This is a genomic window from Cupriavidus sp. OTU4054, assembly GCF_038440175.1.
GTDB lineage: Bacteria > Pseudomonadota > Gammaproteobacteria > Burkholderiales > Burkholderiaceae > Cupriavidus > Cupriavidus pauculus_D.
In genome coordinates this window covers 202,465-219,894 of record NZ_JASATF010000002.1, presented here as the reverse complement: position 1 = coordinate 219,894, position 17,430 = coordinate 202,465, and the positions used below count along the sequence as shown (strand labels likewise).

The 17,430-nt window shown below is 63.2% G+C and carries 19 protein-coding genes; 17 read left to right on the top strand and 2 right to left on the bottom strand.

Going from position 1 to position 17,430, the window contains the following annotated elements; genetic code table 11:
• The first annotated feature begins 62 nt into the window (after positions 1–62).
• The 6 genes from AAHB16_RS03865 (at position 63) to AAHB16_RS03840 (ending at position 4,415) form a co-directional block, all read left to right on the top strand.
• Entirely contained in the window at positions 63–815 is a 753-nt protein-coding gene (locus AAHB16_RS03865) for an SDR family oxidoreductase (RefSeq protein ID WP_342050147.1), read from the top strand.
• A gap of 66 nt (positions 816–881) precedes the next feature.
• Positions 882–1,604 carry a hypothetical protein gene (locus AAHB16_RS03860; protein WP_342050146.1) on the top strand — a complete coding sequence of 241 codons (723 nt, stop codon included), beginning with the start codon at positions 882–884 and terminating at the stop codon, positions 1,602–1,604.
• Positions 1,576–1,713, top strand: coding sequence for a hypothetical protein (locus tag AAHB16_RS03855; protein WP_342050145.1), 138 nt, complete (start codon positions 1,576–1,578; stop codon positions 1,711–1,713). Before AAHB16_RS03860 ends, AAHB16_RS03855 begins: the two co-directional genes overlap by 29 nt.
• A 113-nt stretch (positions 1,714–1,826) precedes the next feature.
• On the top strand, positions 1,827–2,801 hold the full coding sequence (locus AAHB16_RS03850; RefSeq protein ID WP_342050144.1) for a chromate resistance protein ChrB domain-containing protein: 975 nt from the start codon (positions 1,827–1,829) through the stop codon (positions 2,799–2,801).
• A gap of 1 nt (position 2,802) precedes the next feature.
• Complete coding sequence (locus AAHB16_RS03845) at positions 2,803–3,996, top strand: chromate transporter (protein WP_342050143.1); 1,194 nt, start codon at positions 2,803–2,805, stop codon at positions 3,994–3,996.
• A 116-nt stretch (positions 3,997–4,112) separates the two neighbouring features.
• Positions 4,113–4,415 (top strand): putative quinol monooxygenase, encoded by a 303-nt coding sequence (locus AAHB16_RS03840; protein WP_342050142.1) that lies wholly within the window; start codon positions 4,113–4,115, stop codon positions 4,413–4,415.
• A 173-nt stretch (positions 4,416–4,588) separates the two neighbouring features.
• Here AAHB16_RS03840 and AAHB16_RS03835 read toward each other — a convergent pair whose 3' ends face one another.
• The gene (locus tag AAHB16_RS03835) at positions 4,589–5,416 is read right to left on the bottom strand and encodes a substrate-binding domain-containing protein (RefSeq protein ID WP_342050141.1); all 828 of its coding nucleotides are present in this window, start codon (positions 5,414–5,416) and stop codon (positions 4,589–4,591) included.
• Between the two features lie 87 nt (positions 5,417–5,503).
• Here AAHB16_RS03835 and AAHB16_RS03830 point away from each other — a divergent pair, with 87 nt between their 5' ends.
• The 4 genes from AAHB16_RS03830 to AAHB16_RS03815 all read left to right on the top strand — a co-directional run bounded on the left by AAHB16_RS03830 (position 5,504) and on the right by AAHB16_RS03815 (position 9,232).
• Positions 5,504–6,403, top strand: a complete 900-nt coding sequence (locus AAHB16_RS03830; RefSeq protein WP_342050140.1) for a LysR family transcriptional regulator — start codon at positions 5,504–5,506, stop codon at positions 6,401–6,403.
• 215 nt (positions 6,404–6,618) lie between these two features.
• Positions 6,619–7,329 carry a glycosyltransferase gene (locus AAHB16_RS03825; RefSeq protein ID WP_150374464.1) on the top strand — a complete coding sequence of 237 codons (711 nt, stop codon included), beginning with the start codon at positions 6,619–6,621 and terminating at the stop codon, positions 7,327–7,329.
• A gap of 110 nt (positions 7,330–7,439) precedes the next feature.
• Positions 7,440–8,567 carry a PAS domain-containing sensor histidine kinase gene (locus AAHB16_RS03820; RefSeq protein ID WP_150374463.1) on the top strand — a complete coding sequence of 376 codons (1,128 nt, stop codon included), beginning with the start codon at positions 7,440–7,442 and terminating at the stop codon, positions 8,565–8,567.
• A 17-nt stretch (positions 8,568–8,584) separates the two neighbouring features.
• Positions 8,585–9,232: a response regulator gene (locus tag AAHB16_RS03815; RefSeq protein ID WP_150374462.1), complete on the top strand. Its 648-nt coding sequence runs from the start codon at positions 8,585–8,587 to the stop codon at positions 9,230–9,232.
• Here AAHB16_RS03815 and AAHB16_RS03810 read toward each other — a convergent pair.
• Positions 9,229–9,714, bottom strand: coding sequence for a universal stress protein (locus AAHB16_RS03810; protein ID WP_150374461.1), 486 nt, complete (start codon positions 9,712–9,714; stop codon positions 9,229–9,231). The two genes, AAHB16_RS03815 and AAHB16_RS03810, sit on opposite strands and share 4 nt — an antisense overlap.
• A gap of 175 nt (positions 9,715–9,889) precedes the next feature.
• Between AAHB16_RS03810 and AAHB16_RS03805 the strand changes: the two genes are divergently transcribed.
• The 7 genes from AAHB16_RS03805 to AAHB16_RS03775 all read left to right on the top strand — a co-directional run bounded on the left by AAHB16_RS03805 (position 9,890) and on the right by AAHB16_RS03775 (position 17,303).
• Positions 9,890–10,741: a universal stress protein gene (locus AAHB16_RS03805; protein ID WP_115952068.1), complete on the top strand. Its 852-nt coding sequence runs from the start codon at positions 9,890–9,892 to the stop codon at positions 10,739–10,741.
• 508 nt (positions 10,742–11,249) lie between these two features.
• Positions 11,250–12,101 (top strand): AraC family transcriptional regulator, encoded by an 852-nt coding sequence (locus tag AAHB16_RS03800; RefSeq protein ID WP_342050139.1) that lies wholly within the window; start codon positions 11,250–11,252, stop codon positions 12,099–12,101.
• Positions 12,102–12,221: 120 nt separating this feature from the next.
• Complete coding sequence (locus AAHB16_RS03795) at positions 12,222–14,462, top strand: TonB-dependent siderophore receptor (protein ID WP_342050138.1); 2,241 nt, start codon at positions 12,222–12,224, stop codon at positions 14,460–14,462.
• Positions 14,463–14,503: 41 nt separating this feature from the next.
• Positions 14,504–14,734: a hypothetical protein gene (locus tag AAHB16_RS03790; protein ID WP_342050137.1), complete on the top strand. Its 231-nt coding sequence runs from the start codon at positions 14,504–14,506 to the stop codon at positions 14,732–14,734.
• Positions 14,721–15,119: a hypothetical protein gene (locus AAHB16_RS03785; RefSeq protein WP_342050136.1), complete on the top strand. Its 399-nt coding sequence runs from the start codon at positions 14,721–14,723 to the stop codon at positions 15,117–15,119. The genes AAHB16_RS03790 and AAHB16_RS03785 overlap by 14 nt, the downstream gene beginning before the upstream one ends.
• 253 nt (positions 15,120–15,372) lie before the next feature.
• Positions 15,373–16,398 (top strand): zinc-dependent alcohol dehydrogenase family protein, encoded by a 1,026-nt coding sequence (locus AAHB16_RS03780; protein ID WP_342050262.1) that lies wholly within the window; start codon positions 15,373–15,375, stop codon positions 16,396–16,398.
• Between the two features lie 263 nt (positions 16,399–16,661).
• On the top strand, positions 16,662–17,303 hold the full coding sequence (locus tag AAHB16_RS03775; RefSeq protein ID WP_317889555.1) for a helix-turn-helix domain-containing protein: 642 nt from the start codon (positions 16,662–16,664) through the stop codon (positions 17,301–17,303).
• The last annotated feature ends 127 nt before the right edge of the window (positions 17,304–17,430 follow it).

The following is a 17,430-nucleotide window of genomic DNA, read 5'->3' as shown; positions in this document are numbered from 1 at the left end:
CATGCTTCGCGCTCACCCAGCAATCTTGTCTCGCTGGCGTCGAGTCAACTCAGGAGCACATTATGTCCCGTTTGCAAGGCAAACGCACCCTCATTACCGGCGGCACCAGTGGTATCGGTCTCGAAACCGCCAAGCAATTTCTGGCAGAAGGCGCACGTGTCATGGTGACCGGCGTCAATCCCGATTCCATCGCGCACGCCAGGACGGAACTTGGCCCGGAAGTCCTGATCGTGCGCGCCGACTCGGCCAGCGTCGCCGCGCAGAAGGAACTGGCACTGGCCGTCAGCGCCCATTACGGCGAGCTCGACATCGCATTCCTCAACGCCGGCGTCTCGGTATGGGTGCCAATGGAGGAATGGTCGGAGGAAATGTTCGATCGCTCGTTCGCCATCAACGTCAAAGGACCCTATTTCCTCGTTCAGTCGCTGTTGTCCTGCTTTGCGAGGCCGGCGTCGGTGGTCCTCAATACGTCCATCAACGCGCATGTCGGCGCCGCCCGTTCATCGGTTTATGCCGCCACCAAAGCAGCGTTGCTGAACATGGCGAAGACGCTTTCGAGCGAACTGCTCGACCGCGGTATCCGCGTCAACGCGGTCAGCCCGGGACCGGTCGAGACGCCGCTGTACGACAAGCTCGGCATCCCCGATGCCTATCGCGAACAGGTTGCCAGGGACATCGTCGCGACGATTCCAATGGGTCGTTTTGGCAGGCCGGAGGAGGTTGCCAAGGCGGTGCTGTATCTGGCGTCCGACGAATCCCGGTGGACCGTCGGCTCCGAAATGATCGTTGACGGCGGTCGCACACTCAACGGCTGATGCCGAAGCGGCCCCGCGACTACACTACGCGACAATAACGGTCCGGGTTCGGGGGGGAGGCCAGCCATGTGGGAGGTGCTACGGCTCGCGTTGCGCAACACCCAGGTGGCGTTCCGCGCCGAGCTGGACGTCTCCGCGCTCCTGGCACGCAGCGCGCGCTGTCTACAGGCGGTCATCGCGGTGACGCTCGCCGCCGCCATATCCCTGGCGTGCCGTCAGCCGGAAGCCTGGTGGGCCGCCATTTGCGCGTTCGCATTGACCGGTAGCGCACTGCGCCCCGCGCTCGGGCTCGGCGTGCAGCAGATTGCCGGCACGTTCGCCGGCACCGTCATGGGCGTCTGGCTGGCACCGCTGGCATTGGATGGCCCCGCCGCATTCGTCGCGCTCAGCACACTGTTCGCGACCGCATGCCTCTCCATTGCCGTGCGGCGCGCCGCGAGTTTCCTGTGGATCCTGTCCGCGGCACTGTTCGTCTATATGGTGTCGTTGCTGTTGATCCATGGCGCGGCGGACGCGAGGCCGCTTGCCGTGGCCCTGTGGATCAATGCGCTGATCGGCACGGGGGCGTATCTGCTTGTCACGGCGCTCGCCAGCGGCGTGGCGCGGCTGCGCGGGGGCGACCATGCTGACGGCCGGCAGCGACCTGTACTGCCTGCTCGCGCTGGCCGTGTTGGTGGCGGTGTCCTGCCACCTGCGCCTCGGGCATCCCGATATCTCCTACCTCGGCACGCAATTGGGCGCCGTCGCGATTCTGGCATTCGTGCACGATCACAGCTGGCTTTCCGATGACACGATCACGGCCTATCACCGCGTCATCGGTATCGCGATCGGCAATCTCGCCACGGGTACTGCTTTCCTCGCGGTCTATGCCATCGCGGCGGTGTTCAGAAAGCGGTAAGCGAGCCTGCTATTTCATCTGGAAGTGATTCTCGACGACGCGAACCCTCTCGGGCGCAGTGTAGAGATCTCTACAATATTGAAATAGTCGAAACACCCCGCTAATCTGGCTGCATGAATGCGACCTCCGCGCTCCCCGAGACTGCCTGGCTTCTGCTCGTCGTCAGCCTGCCGACCTCCGCGTCCACCGCCCGGATGCGCTTATGGCGCGGGATCAAGGCGCTTGGCGCGGCGGCGCTGCGGGATGGCGCCTACCTTCTCCCCAATCTGCCGGGCCTCGGCGCGTCGCTGCAGGCGTTGGCCACCGACGCGGCCAGCGAAGACGGCAAGGTCTGGGTGCTGTCGGTTCAGGCCACCGGCGCACAGCAGGATGCGGAGTATCGCGCCCTGTTCGCCCGCGCCAGCGAGTACGCGGCCTGGATCACCGAGCTTTCCGCCGCGCGCTCGACGTTGTCGGAGATGGACGAAGCAGGGCTGCTGCGACTGGCACGCAGACATGGCCGGGGATTCGACGCGATTCGCAGGATCGACTTCTTTCCCGACGAGGCATCCGCGCGTGCCGAAGCCCAGTGGCGCGACTTCAATGCGGCGATCGACGTCATGCTTTCGCCCGGCGAGCCGCGGGGCGTGGCCGGCAACATCCCAAGGCGCGATCCTGCGCAATATCAGGGACGCCAGTGGGCGACCCGCCGGAATCTATGGGTGGACCGCGTCGCCTGCGCCTGGTTGATCCGGCGGTTCATCGATCCTCACGCCACGTTTCTCTGGCTCGACGACATCCGACAGTGCCCGGACGCCGCACTGGGGTTTGACTTCGATGGCGCGACGTTCTCTCACATCGGTGACCGCGTGTCGTTCGAGGTGCTGCTCGCCAGCTTCGGACTCGACGAGGACAAAGGACTCGCCCGTCTCGGCCAGATGATCCATGTACTGGATATCGGCGGCACACCGGTTGCGGAAGCGAGCGGTTTCGAGGCGGTACTGGCGGGCGCTCGCGAGCGCTTGCCCAGCGACGACGCACTGCTCGATGACGTCAGTCACGTCCTCGACTCGCTGTACACCCATTTCTCCACTGCGCGCAGGCGTTAGCATGACCTCGTCCCAGCTACCCACCACCGCCGCGGCCGGTGACCCCACATATTCGCTGCGCCAGATGGTCTTGTATTTCCTGAGGCTCGGCACGTTCGGCTTCGGCGGCCCGGTCGCGCTCGCCGGCTATATGCACCGCGATCTCGTCGACGCGCGGCAGTGGATCACCGATGCGGATTACAAGGAGGGCCTGGCGCTCGCGCAACTCGCGCCGGGGCCGCTGGCCGCGCAGCTTGCGATCTACCTGGGATACGTTCATTACCGCATCGTGGGCGCGACCCTCGTCGGCATCGCCTTCGTGCTGCCTTCGTTTTTGATGGTCATCGCACTCGGCTGGGCCTACGTGCGTTTTGGCGGCCTGACGTGGATGCAGTCAGTGTTCTACGGCGTGGGTGCGGCGGTGATCGGCATCATTGCGATCAGCGCGTACAAGCTGACCAGAAAGAGCGTCGGCAAGGACAAACTGCTGTGGTTCATCTATCTGGTGCTTGTGGCCGTCACGGTCATCACCGAGTCGGAAGTGGCATGGTTGTTCATCGCGGCCGGCGTGCTTGTCTGGTTGCGGCGCGCACCGCCGAAATGGCTGCACCAGGGCAAACTGAATGCGTTGGCGGCAACGCCGCTGCCCGCGGCAAGCGGCATGATGAGCACGATCGACTGGCCGCTTCTGTCGCAGCTCGGTGTGTTCTTTGCCAAGGCGGGCGCGTTCGTCTTCGGATCGGGACTCGCCATCGTGCCGTTCCTGTACGGCGGTGTCGTGACGGAGCACCACTGGCTGAACGACAAACAGTTTGTCGATGCGGTCGCCGTGGCCATGATCACGCCCGGTCCGGTGGTCATTACCGTGGGTTTCATCGGTTATCTCGTGGCAGGACTGCCTGGTGCCTGGGTCGCCGCGGCTGCGACGTTCCTGCCGTGCTACCTGTTCACCGTCCTGCCGGCGCCGTACTTCAAGAAGTATGGCAAGTTACCCGCGATCGTCGCATTCGTGGATGGTGTCACCGCGGCCGCCATCGGTGCGATTACCGGCGCCGTGATCGTGCTGGCGAAGCGTTCGATCGTCGACTTGCCGACAGTGCTGCTGGCGCTCGTCACCGTTGCCTTGCTGCTGAAGTTCAAAAAGCTGAGCGAGCCGATGATCGTCGCAGGGGCAGCGTTGGTCGGCCTGATCGCCTATCCGCTTCTGCATCGATGATCAGCCTGGGCCGAGTCGCCCCGTCCCATTGACTAGACTGAATCCAGCCGCGCCAGGCAAGTGGCTTCGCCACGAGTCTTGGTGCGCGGCGTCTGTTTCAGAACAGGAGATATGTCATGGTCAATGTCGCGTTGTTCGTTCGTCTGGAAGCGAAGCCAGGAAAGGAGAAGGACGTTGAGAGCTTTCTGTTGAGTGGTCTTCCCCTTGTGGAGGCAGAACCGGCGACTACGGCCTGGTTCGGCATCCGTCTGGGGCCGTCGACGTTCGGCATCTTCGACGCATTTCCGGACGAGGCCGGACGGCAAGCGCACCTTTCCGGCAAGGTCGCAGCCGCGCTGATGGAGAAAGCGGACGAATTATTCGCCGAGCCACCGTCGATCGAGAAGGTCGACGTGCTTGCAGCGAAGCTGCCGGGCTGATACCAACGGCACGAGACCTGCAGACAGCAGGATCGTGTCATAACCAGGCAGAAATCGAAAAGAAAATAGGCCCGGACTCGCTACGCAGGGACCGGGCTATTCGAGGCTGGCGGCGCGCGACCGCCGGTCGACGTCGATAGCGGCCATACCCGACCGCGCCGCCAACGTCTGCTTTATTTTTCGCTGAGCGGCGTCAATCCGGTTGCCTTGATAACCTTGCCGCTCGGCGGCGCCGCCAGATACTGGATGTACGCCTTGGCGGCCGCGCGATGGGCGCTGCCTTTCACGATGGCGGCCGCGTACGGCGTGACGCGCTGCAATTCGTCCGGCAGTTCGGCCACGATGTCGATACCGTGCACGGGCTGCAGCTCACTGTGCTGCTGGCATCCGAATGCCGCCTCGCCTTTCGCCAGCACCTCGCCGACGGGCGTTGCCGGGATCTGCTTGCCTTTCTTTTTCACCTCCGCCTCGATGCCGAGGCGAGCCAGTAGCTCGCCCTGGATGTACTCGCCGCTCGCGCTATCGGACCATGCAATGGAGGGCGCATCGAGAAAGGCCTGACGCACCGCTGCCGTGGTGCGCAAGTCCGGATGGGGTCTGCCGGCGGGCACGGCACAGGCGATCTTCGAATTGGCGAGAACGACCTTGCTGCCGGGTTCCAGCTTGCCGCTAGCCATAAGCTGATCTAGCGCGCCACCGACCATGATGACCACGTCGATCGGTTCCTGACGGGCCAGACGGGCCGGGATCGCATTCTCTGTCTTGCCCATGGACGGCCCGAAAGTGAGGGTGACAGGGGCGGAAGGGTGTTCTTTGTTATAGAGACTCGTCAGCTGCTTGGCCGCCTCTGCGGTTCCGCCAGACGTCACGGCAACGAGGTCGCTCGCGTGTCCGAGGCCGGGCAGCAGCAGGGCAAGTGAGGCGACCGCCGTGGCGGCAGCGCGGGCGGCGGAACGGTCGGCAATACGGGAAAGGTTCGGCAAGGATGTAACGATCGGCATGATTCGAGGTAGGTCTTCCAGGCAGGCATTGCAAGCTTATTCTCGAGCGACTAATCTGTGAATTGCAATATTCTGATGATTCGATGCATGTCACACATCAATTTTGCGCTCGAAGACCTGCAGGCATTCGTCGCGACGGCCGAAAAGGGCAGCTTCCGTATCGCCGCGGAGGCCCTTCACATTTCACAGCCAGCGCTCAGCCGCCGGATCGAAAAGTTGGAAAAGACGCTCGGCTCCCGCCTGCTGGACCGGACGACGCGTCGCGTGGAGACGACGAATGTCGGCCGGCAGTTCCTCGAAGAAGCGCGAGCCGCACTGGATATCCTCGATAACGCGGTATTTCGGCTCGGCGACGAGACCACGCTTCGCCGTGGCCTGGTGACGGTGGCGGCCATACCGTCCGTCGCGCTGCATTTACTCCCCCATGCGATCCACGCGTTTGCCCAACGGCATCCGGGCGTACGCGTGCGTGTTATCGACGAAAGCGCGAACGCCGTGCTGACGAGCGTGATGTCGGGCGAGTCCGATTTCGGGCTCAACTTCATGGGCGCGCTGGAGCCAAGCATCGAATTCCATGCGGTCCGCGCCGAGCCCTATCGATTGGTGTTGCGGCAAGACCATGAGTGGGCCGGGCGGGACTGCGTATCCTGGGAGGAGCTCGCCGGACAACGGATGGTCAGCGTGTCCAGGCAAAGCGGCAATCGCGCCCTGATCGAAAGCGCGATTGCCCACCTCGAGCGGCAACCCACGATCCATTACGAAGCCAACCACGTCGTCGGCGTACTGGCGCTGGTTGACGCCGGTCTGGGCGTGGCCGTGCTGCCAGGCATGGCGGTGCCGCACGACCATTCCCGGCTGCGCGCCGTCCCTTTGATCGAACCTGACGTGGACCGCGTGCTGGCCCTGATCCGCCGCCGAGACAGGCCATTACGGCCTGCCGCGGAGGCGTTATATGAAACGATCAGACTGGAAATGACGGCCACGTGATGGTGGTAAGCGGGCGTTCATCGTCGCCACGGCAACCCGCCGCGACCGCATTGCCCTGAACTGGATACGTGCGGTACCCAACATAAGGCGTGTGCCATTGATGTCAAGCTCACAAGCGCGTGAGCAGGGCATGAAGGGAAAAACAACACGCAGCGGTTTTGCATCGATCATTGCCGCTTTCCGGGTCACATGAATCACCGACGTGGGAGCCGGATATGACCCTGATTTCAGTTGTGACGATCAACTACAACAACCGCGATGGTCTGCAACGGACCATGGATAGCGTGGTGCAGCAGGACACCGACGTGTGCGCGCTGCAATATGTCGTGATCGATGGAGGATCGACAGACGGTTCCGTCGAGCTTGCCCGGAGTCGCGCCGAAGATATCGACGTATTTGTCAGCGAGCCCGACGATGGGATCTATGCGGCAATGAACAAGGGGCTCAACCGGGTGACCGGCGAATGGGTCGTGTTCATGAATTCCGGCGACTGCTTCGCCGGCCCGCAAGCCCTCTCGACCATTGCGCGCACCGCCTGCGAACGAGGGGGCACCTGGCTCATCTATGGCGACAACATCAGCCCACGCGGGCTGGAGCCCGCCGCACCGCTATACAAGCTGCGCGCGGGGGTAATCCACGCTTGCCACCAGGCCATGGCATTTCGTGTCTGCGACCTGCGCTACGACGAAAGATGGCGTATCTACAGCGACCTCGACTTCGTGCTGCAGTACTACAAGCGTTTCAAGTCGAAGGCATTCCGTCATGTGGCCGAGCCACTGTCGATCATCGAGGAAAGCGGTCTCAGCGCGAGGTTCCCGGGTGCCAAACGGAAGGAGAAATTCGGCATCGTCTATGAGCGCTTCGGATTGCCGGGGCTGATGTTCGCCCTGGCGGCATCGGTGCTGGCCGCTGTCGATCTGCTCTGAAGCGCAAGGGCAGGGCGGCCAGGCAGTGGAGATGACATCCGGCGCCATGCAGGCTACAGTGGACACCAGTCCATCGGGAGACGTCCGATACGCCTGCGGGGAAGACCGAGATGGTTGCAACCACACAATCCGAAGCGGCACCGGACCGGACGCGGCCGGGTCCGGTTACCGAAATCGTTGCGCTGGGCGAGTCCCGGTTGGCAGGCGTCATCCGTTCCGCCATGGAGGCCATCATCTCCGTGGACGAGGCGCAACGGATCGTGCTGTTCAATCCCATGGCCGAGCGCCTCTTCGGCTGTCCGGCGGAGACGGCCATCGGCAGGCAACTCGGCGACTTCATCCCTGAACGCTTTCGCGCCGCACATTCGGCGCACGTGGCCAGATTCGGCGTGACGGGCGTTTCGGACCGGCAGATGGGACAGCAGCGTACGCTCTTTGCGTTACGCCGGGATGGCACGGAGTTCCCGATCGAGGCATCCATTTCACAGACGTTCGAAGAGCCCGGGCGAAAGCTGTTCACCGTCATGCTGCGCGACATCACCGAGCGCGTCCAGGCGGAGGCGGCATTGCGTCGCTCGCGAGAAGAACTGCAAGCGTTGTCCGACAGCATTCTTTCCGGACGCGAAGAGGAAAAGCGCCGCGTCGCGCGAGAGCTCCACGACGAGCTTGGCCAGCAGCTCAGCGCATTGAAGATGGATCTGGTCATGCTGGAGGGCGATCTGCGAGACGCCCGCTTGCCGGACCGCATTCTGGCGCAGGTCACGGCGATGCACGGTGTCATCGACACGACCGTCAACGCCGTGCGACGCATCGCGTCCGATCTGCGGCCGGCGCTGCTGGACGAACTGGGGCTGGCGGCCGGGCTGGACTGGCTGGCCAAGGATTTCGGCCGCCGCTATGCCATCGACGTCGTCGTGCACGCGGTGGACAGCCCGGACGTGGGAGAGCAGGTGGCGACGGCCGCCTTTCGTATCGTCCAGGAAGCCCTCAACAACGTCATCCAGCATGCGGACGCACGCCGGGCATGGGTGGACCTCGCGCACGTCGATGACGCGTACGTGCTGACGGTGCGCGACGACGGTCGCGGGTGGGACGGGAAAGCGAGCCGGGAGCATCGACGCTCATTTGGCTTGCTGGGCATCAGGGAGCGCGCGAGGTTGCTCGGGGGCACCGTTTCCATGCGGCACGCTCCCGGCGAGGGCTTCGAGCTCGCTGTCAGAATTCCCGACCATCCCTGACGGAAGGAGCCCGCTCGATGATCCGCGTGTTGATCGCCGACGATCACGCCGTCATGCGCAACGGCCTGCGGCACATCCTGGAGCGGGCCGCCGGATTCGTGGTGACGGGCGAAGCCGCCAATGGCGCGGAAGTGCCTCGCCTCGTCCGCGATCACCCCGGCGACGTGATAATCCTGGATCTCTCCATGCCCGGACGCAGCGGCCTCGAACTGATCTGCCTGCTCCGCGCGGAGCATCCGAGGCTGCGCATACTCGTGTTGACCATGCATGCCGAGGAGCAATACATCGTGCGAGCCTTCCGCGCGGGCGCTTCGGGCTACCTCACCAAGGAAAGCGCCGGCACGGAGCTCGTGGAAGCGCTGAGAAGAGTGGCGGCAGGCGGCACCTATATCAGTCCCGCCATGGCCGAGAAACTGGCGCTTGGACTCCAGACGCACATGGCCGACGCCCCGCACGCAAGTCTTTCGGACCGCGAACTGGAAGTGTTCCGGCGAATCGTGGCGGGCGAGTCGCTCACGGATATCGCCAGCGCATTGTGCGTCAGCGCAAAAACGGTCAGCACGTACAAGATGCGTCTGCTCGACAAGCTCAAGCTCCGCAGCGATGCGGCCCTCGTGCGCTATGCGATCGAGGCAAAGCTGTTCGACGACGACACGAGTCTCTAGGAGGCGCCAACGCGGGCAGGGCGCCGCACGGGGGAGGCTTCCCCACGGATCAGCAGCACCGGTTTGCATGTCTGCGCGATCACGCCTTCCGATACGCTGCCCATGATCAGCCTGCGCAACCCGCGGCGTCCGTGCGTTCCCATCACGATCAGATCGGCAGGCCAGCGGTCGGCGCGCTCGACGATGGTCGCCGAGATCTGCCCGGGCGTGATCGGCCGCTCGATCAGCTCGGTCAGAAAGCGCACGCCAGCGGATTCGAGGCGTGTCGATGCGCGTGCGAGCGCGGTCGTGCCGACGTTCGCGATCGCGCGCATCATATCCTCCGACTCGGGATAGCTGGATTCGAAGAATAGTTCGCTGTCGTCCACCACGAACAACACCTTGACCTCCGCGGCGGCGAGCTTCGCCACGGCAATCGCTTGCGATAGCGCCAGCGCGGACGAGGGGCCGCCGTCTATCGCTACCAGAATCCGTTCATACATCGCGCGCTCCTTCGATGTCCGTCTGTCCACAGTACGCCTGATCACAGCGTACTCGGTGAATCGCCGCGATTCTTGCGCTGTATCAATCGGATCGTTGATCTCCCTCAAGCGTGCGTATCGCGCCGCAACTACAGTGGTCACTACCGGCAGTACGTCGCATCACCGGAGGTGCAAGATGAGCTTTGCCGCCATGCTCGTCCATGTAGACGAGGCGGAGGGAACGTCAGCCCGCCTGACTCAGGCCGTGGCGCTTGCGGAGGGCTTTCATGCGGCGCTGATCGGCCTGCTGTCGGTCGACGCGAACGAATCCGCCTGGGTGTATCGGCACGCGGACGGGCGGCGCGAGCGGCAGGTGCCGGAGCGCAGCGTGGCGGAGGCGTGCGAGCAGGCGCGCCATTCGTTCGACACAGCGACCGAGACCGCGACGTTCCCGGTCGACTGGCGCGTGGGTGAAGGCGCGCCGGAGGAGGCCATGCTCTGCGAGGGACGCCTTGCCGATCTGTTGATCGTCGGGCAGCCGCGCGCCATTCGGGAAGATAGCGGCATGATGTTTCGCGCGCAGCGCCGCTTTGTCGCGTCGGTGATCCTCGGCGCGGGACGGCCCGTGCTGGTCCTGCCTCGCGATGCGCGCGTGAGCACGAATGGCACGCGCGTGGTGGTCGGCTGGAATGGTTCCCGCGAGTCCGCGCGTGCGCTCCACGATGCCTTGCCCTGGCTCACCCGCGCGGAGTCGGTGGATGTGGTGCAGGTGCTGCAAGCCCGAAGGCACCAGCGGTTCGAGGCGTCTCCGGGCAGTTATGCGGTGGCATGGCTGTCGAGGCACGGCATTCACGCCGCGCTGACGGAACTCGTCGCGGAGGCGTCCGCGGACGTCGGCGCGTTGCTCCTGGACTTCGCGCATCGCCGCGGCGCGGATCTGATTGTCTGCGGCGCATACGGGCAGGGGAGACTCCGGGAGGACATCCTTGGCGGCGTCACGGATACGCTTCTCCGCCACACGCAAGTTGCCACGTTGCTGGCACACTGAGCCACGCAACGCAGCCATTCACACGTCAGTGCGACATCGGCAGGGGGCGGCGACCTGCTGCAGCAGGCTGCGCGTCGTGCCCCTGAACCGTCAACCGGCTGCGTGCCGCGAATAGCCTTGCTCGGCCACCGAAGCATCAGTTATCGAAGCTTCAATAATTCCGATAATATAAAAACGATAAAAATAATTCACTTCGTCTAGGCGCAGATAGAGCGCGATAGATGTTGTCGTTTGTGTGAAGGTCTATTAGGAGGGAAAAGATGAAAAAAGAATCGTTGGAAATTAGGCTGGATGATGACGCTATCGTTATCGCGCGACCTTTGGCGGACGGCGGCGAGCCCAGGGCACTGACGGAGATAACTCTCGAGGATATGAGAAATCGAGACCCTCAGCGTAAAGCTGGGAGATTGGCGCGCAATCGACCGGCTGGACGCCATTGAGCAAGTCATCCATAATATTCTCCAATTCGGCCAACACTTCGTCTTGTCCCACGGTTCTACAGCCCAATATGTCGACCATTGAAGTTAGGGAGTTGACCGCGCCGACGGACGTCGACAGCATCCCGCGACCAGTGGTGGCCTTGAGTGCTACATCGGTAACCAAGGACTGGGAAAAGGCCAGGCATCAGCACCGCAAGGCGCAGCTAATCTACTCCGTACGCGGTACCCTGAACTGCGAGATCGAAGAGGGCGTCTGGATCGTGCCGCCTCAGTGCGCGATATGGATACCGGGCGACTTGCCGCACGCTTCGCGGGGGGCGGGGGAAACGGAATGCTATTGCCTATTCGTCGAGCCAGACGCCGCGCCCGAGCTTCCGAAAACCTGTTGCACGATTCTGGTATCGCCATTGCTGCGCGAGTTGCTTCTGAAGGCGGCCGGATTTCCCGAGTCGTATCCGCTGGGCGGACGGGAAGACCGGCTGATTGCCGCATTGCTCGACGAGCTGGTGGCCGCACCGGTGGAAGACCTGCATCTGCCCATGCCGCGCGATTCCCGATTACGGCGCCTTGCGGCAATGATGCTGGCCGACCCCACGGACAAGACCTCGAAGGCCGATTGGGCGACCCGCATCGGCATGAGCGAACGCAGCATGAGCCGTCTTCTGCTGCACGAAGCCGGAATGAGCTTCGGGCGCTGGCGCCGGCAGTTGCACGTGATTCTCGCGATTCAGCGTTTGACCAAGGGTGAAAGCGTGCAAACGGTGGCGATGGAGCTCGGGTATGAAAACGCCAGCGGGTTCGTCACCATGTTCCGCAAGGCGGTGGGCAAGCCGCCGGCGCGTTACCTCTCGGACCGGATAAGCGGCACGGCGTTGGCTGCCGTACCCTGCATCATGCTTCCTGGTGAAACCTCTCCCTGACCCGTCCGCGGTCCTTTCCTGCTTTTGGCCTAACTGAATAACAATCTGGCCTGGTTTCGACATCGTGCTCGCGCGTTGCCATTGTTAAATACGGCATCTAAATGCGAATGAGTATTATTGATGTCTACCTGCACCACTACCGGAAATCTCCGGTGGGTAATCGAGACCGGCACGGCGCCAGCCGTCATCGCCGCGGCAGCTCTCATTAGCGCGCAAAGCGCATTGGCCGAGTCGGCCCCAGTCCAAAGCACGGCAGTGGAAACGCACCGGGAGGCGATAGGCTTGCCGGCCGTCACCGTCACGGGCCAATTGGATATGGCGACCACCGAAGGTACTGGTTCCTACACCACGGGCGAGACGGCGGCGGCGACGCGGTTGCCGCTGTCCCTGAAGGAAACGCCACAGGCGGTGACGGTGATCACGCGCCAGCGCATGGACGACCAGCAGTTGAATTCGGTGCAGGACGTGCTGGAGAACACCACGGGCATCTCGGCGTACCAGTCCGACAGCGAGCGGACGAGTTTCTATTCGCGTGGCTTCCTGATCAACAACATTCAGTACGACGGCATACCCACCGTCGTCGGCGACATCGTCAACGGGAGCGGCATCGGTTCGCTCGATACCGCTTTTTATGACCGGGTCGAAGTCGTGCGCGGCGGCTCCGGCCTGCTGACCGGCACCGGCAATCCTTCTGCCGCCATCAACCTGGTGCGCAAGCGGCCGACGCGAGAATTCTCGGCGGCCGCCTCGCTTGGCGTCGGCAGTTGGGACACCTACCGGGGCATGGCCGACATCTCGACGCCGCTAACCCGGGATGGTCGCATTCGCGCGCGCATCGTCGGGACGTACCAGGATGGGCACTCGTACATTGACGGCTACAAGCCGCAGAGGAAGTCGTTCTACGGCATCGTGGAAGCCGATCTCACACGAAACACGACGGTGAGCCTGGGCTATGACTTTCAGGACATCACGCCGAAGGGCTCCACCTGGGGCGGGTTGCCGTTATGGTTCAGCGACGGCACGCAGGCGTCGTATCCACGCTCCAGGAATTACGCGCAGGACTGGAGCTATTGGGACAACACCGTCAAGACGGCGTTCGCCGAGGTCGAGCACCGCTTCGGAAACGGCTGGAGATTCCGGGCACTCGCCAATCAGTACCGCACCGACTACGATGCCGAACTCCTCGGCCTGGTCGGCCGCCCCGATCGCACCACCGGACTGGGCGTCTTTCCCTCCGGCGCTTATCCGGTGGCGTTGGCTTCCGACGGCCGCAGCCGTCAAAACACCTTCGACGTGATGGCAAGCGGCCCCTTCGACCTGCTCGGCCGCCAACATGAACTGGTGGTGGGGGCGATGACTTCGCGTCGCAAGGCCAGCCAGGAGGATATCCCACCGTTCTACGCGAGCGTTTTCCCGGTCGATATCTATACGCTGAGCCCAGCGTTTCCCCGTCCCGACTTCGATGCCATGGCTTCGGTGCCGACCCGCACCCGAATCAGGCAGAGCGGCCTCTATAGCGCCGCCCGGTTCTCGCTGGCCGATCCTCTGAAACTTGTCGTCGGCGGCCGCCTGAGCAGCTACGAAATCGACGACACCGTCGGCGGCTCATCGTTGCACTACAAGAAGAGCAGTGAGTTCACGCCGTATGCCGGCTTGATCTACGACATCAACAAGATCTATTCGGCCTACGTCAGCTACACGGGGATATTCAATCCGCAAACCGACTATCGGGACAGCAGCGGCAATGTGCTCACGCCCGCAAAGGGGAAGACCAAGGAAGTCGGGCTCAAAGGCGCCTATATGGACGGGCGTCTGCATGCGTCGATGGCCGTGTTCGAGACCAATCTGGATAACGCGGCACAGATGGTCTCCGGAATCTATACGCCGGGCGGCGCGCAGGCCTACAAGACCGCCGATGGAACGAAGTCGCGCGGAATCGAACTGGACTTGCAGGGCGAGCTGGCGCGCGGCTGGAACATCTACGCAGGCCTCGCCCATTTCACGGCGCGGGATAGCGACGGCGTCCGCCTGAATTCGCAAATACCGCGCACCACGGCCCGGCTTTTCATCACCCACCAGCTGCCCGGGGACTGGAACAAGCTGACGCTGGGCGGCGGCGTCAAATGGCAAAGCCGCTTCTACCAGGCGCCCAATACCGGCACGAGTTCGCTCGGCGGGGAACAGGGAGCCTATGCGCTGGTGTCGCTCATGGCGCGTTACGCGTTCACAAAGAAGGCCAACGTGACAGTCAACCTCAACAATTTGCTCAACAAAAAGTACGCGCTTCAGAAGGGCGACTTCGATACCGTGAATTATGGCGCGCCACGCAACGTGATGGCGATGCTGAACTTCAGATATTGACTGCCCGACGCAAAAAGCCATGACGATCAGGACGAGCGCCTATGACCCTTCCCCCCTCTCTACCTTCCGCCAGCCCAGACAAGGTCGCCTTGTCCTGGTTGACGACAGCCGCCGGTGCCGCACTCTTTGTCACCTTTCAATTGTTCTTCTACGTCAATGACTTTGTGAGAGCGCATGGCACGACAACGGCGATTACGTTGCCCGGAGTGTTCGCCATTGCGGCAGCCTGGCGTCGCATCAAAAATAAAGGAAACAGCCATGTCGATGAATAGTACCGACTTCCCTCTGGTCTGGATGAGTCTGACGCAAGAACCCGGACACGACCACGAAAAGGACTTTGCAGAGTTCGAAGCGAATCTGCGGCGCGGGCAGCCATTCGTTCTCCTGACCGATACGGCGCCTGCGGAAAACCATGAGCACCCGCCGGAAGAAAGGAAGCGCACCGCGCTCTGGATGAAGAAGCACAAGGCCGAATTGCAAAGCCTTGTGCTGGGCATGATCCTGATCGAAACCAACCAGGCAAAACGTCTGGGCTTCAAAGCATTTTCGGTCGTCTTCGCCAAGTTCTGGGGCTACCCGCTGCTTCTTGCTGCTTCACGTGAGCAGGCAATACAGATGGCCAGAGAATTGCTCTCGAAAAAAGGGGAGTCCACATAGCCAATAGGGCGGGAGCCAAAATCGTGGGACGGTCGTCGAGACAAACGACCAGGCTGGCGATGTCCATGTCTGCCTCGGTGCGGGAAGGTGGTTTGACTCTAGGATGCTGCGCGACATGCAGGTTGAGGCAGGTCAAAGGTCACGAACATTGCAGGGGCCGGCGCGTTGACGGCGCTGGCGTCCAGTGCGATAACGGCGCATATGCTTCGGGCAGGAGCGCGACATGGCATCTTCCACCGAACAGTCCCGGACAATGCGGGCAGCGGTATTCGACGGCCACGATCCGTGCCTGTCGCTGCGACGGATGCCGATTCCCGAGCCTGGCCCCGGTGCGGTGCGGATCGCTGTCGCCGCATGCGGCGTCTGTCGCACCGATCTGCACGTCATTGACGGGGAACTGCCGACACCGAAGCCGGCGCTCATTCCCGGACACGAAATCATTGGTTACGTGGATGCGCTGGGTGCCGGCGTCAGGGACTTGCGCCTGGGGATGCGGGTCGGCGTGCCCTGGCTCGGTCACACCTGCGGCCACTGCCGGTATTGCCTCGATGGGCACGAGAATCTGTGCGATGCCGCCGCCTTTCACGGCTATACACGCGATGGCGGCTACGCGGACTATGTGGTGGCGGAGAGCGCGTACTGCTTCCGTATTCCGGATGCCTACGACGACGTGGAGGCGGCACCCCTCATGTGCGCGGGGCTGATCGGCTACCGGTCGCTCAGGATGGCGGGCGCGGCGAGGCGCGTGGGCATCTATGGCTTCGGTGCCGCCGCCCATATCGTCACGCAGATCGCCGTGTCGGAAGGGCGCCGCGTGTTCGCGTTCACGCGGGCCGACGATGACCGTGCCCGCCAGCTGGCTCGGGATGTCGGTGCCGAATGGGCGGGAAGCAGCGACGATCCCGCGCCGGAACGCCTCGATGCCGCGCTGATCTTTGCGCCGGCCGGCTATCTGGTCCCCCGCGCGCTCGAGTCGGTGGACAAGGGCGGCATCGTGATCTGCGGCGGGATCCATATGAGTGACATCCCCGCGTTTCCTTACCGGCTACTCTGGGAAGAGCGGCGCCTTGTGTCCGTGGCGAACCTGACGCGGGCGGACGGCATCGGGCTCATGCGCGCGGCAACCAGGACGCGCCTCCATGTCCATGCCACACCCTATCCGCTCGAGGACGCGAATGTCGCGCTTGCGGATCTCCGCGCCGGTCGCATCGCGGGCGCCGCCGTACTGCGGGTCAGCGGGGACGGCATGTCAAGCCGGGGTGCTCCGCCAGCGCCGTGACGTTGTCGGCACGGCGTGTCAGGTTCCCCTGACAAAACCCTTCCATGTGCCCGACGTGCGGCTCAGCAAAGCCTGATTTCCGGGCCTGTATCCTCGGACCATACTTCCCGCATGGTTGGTGGGCAGGCGCGCGGCGCCGGGAGCCATGGCAACACATGGCCCTTGATAAGAAGGGGTAGGCGATGCTTCAGGTATGCGAGGTACCCGTACGCGAGCAGGTATCGAAGGCGCACTGCTCGGGCTGCGGGCTACGGAACCTATGTATGGCAAGTTGTCTCGACGACGATCATGTGGGACGCCTTGAGGCCGTCGTGAGCCACTGGCGGATGGTTCATCGCGGCGAGCGGTTGTTTCGCGCCGGCGATCATTTCCGGAGTCTTTACGCGCTGCGATCCGGTAGCGTCAAGACTGTCACCAGCGATACCTGCGGCGGCGAGCACGTGACGGGCTTCTTCATGGCCGGCGAAACGCTCGGTCTGGGGGCGATCAGCACCGACGCATACGACTGCGATGCGATCGCGCTCGAAGACAGTTCGGTCTGCGTGATTCCATTCGGGCCGATGGAGGCATTGTGCCGGGAGCTCAAGCCGTTGCAGCACCAGTTCCATCGCCTGCTCAGCACCGAGATCGTCAGGGAATCGCGCCAGATGACGCTGCTCTCCGGTATGTCCGCGGAGCGGCGCGTCGCCGCCTTCCTCGTGGACCTCTCGCGGCGTCTGCAACAACGCGGCTATTCGCCACGCAGCCTGACGTTACGCATGACACGCGAGGAGATCGGCAATTACCTTGGCATCAAGCTGGAAACGGTCAGCCGCGCATTCTCGCGGTTCCAGCGCGAGGGGTTGCTCCACGTCGACGGCAAACGCGTGGAACTGTTCGACGTGGAGGCATTGGCGCTCGTGTAGCTGCTCATAGGAAGCTCCTCGGTCAAAAGGGACGGCCAGACGCCGCCCGCAGTTTCATAGTGGCAGGCGCCTGTCACCGGGCATTGCGCTGGATCAATGACGCGCGACGCGGGCTTTCTATGCTGGA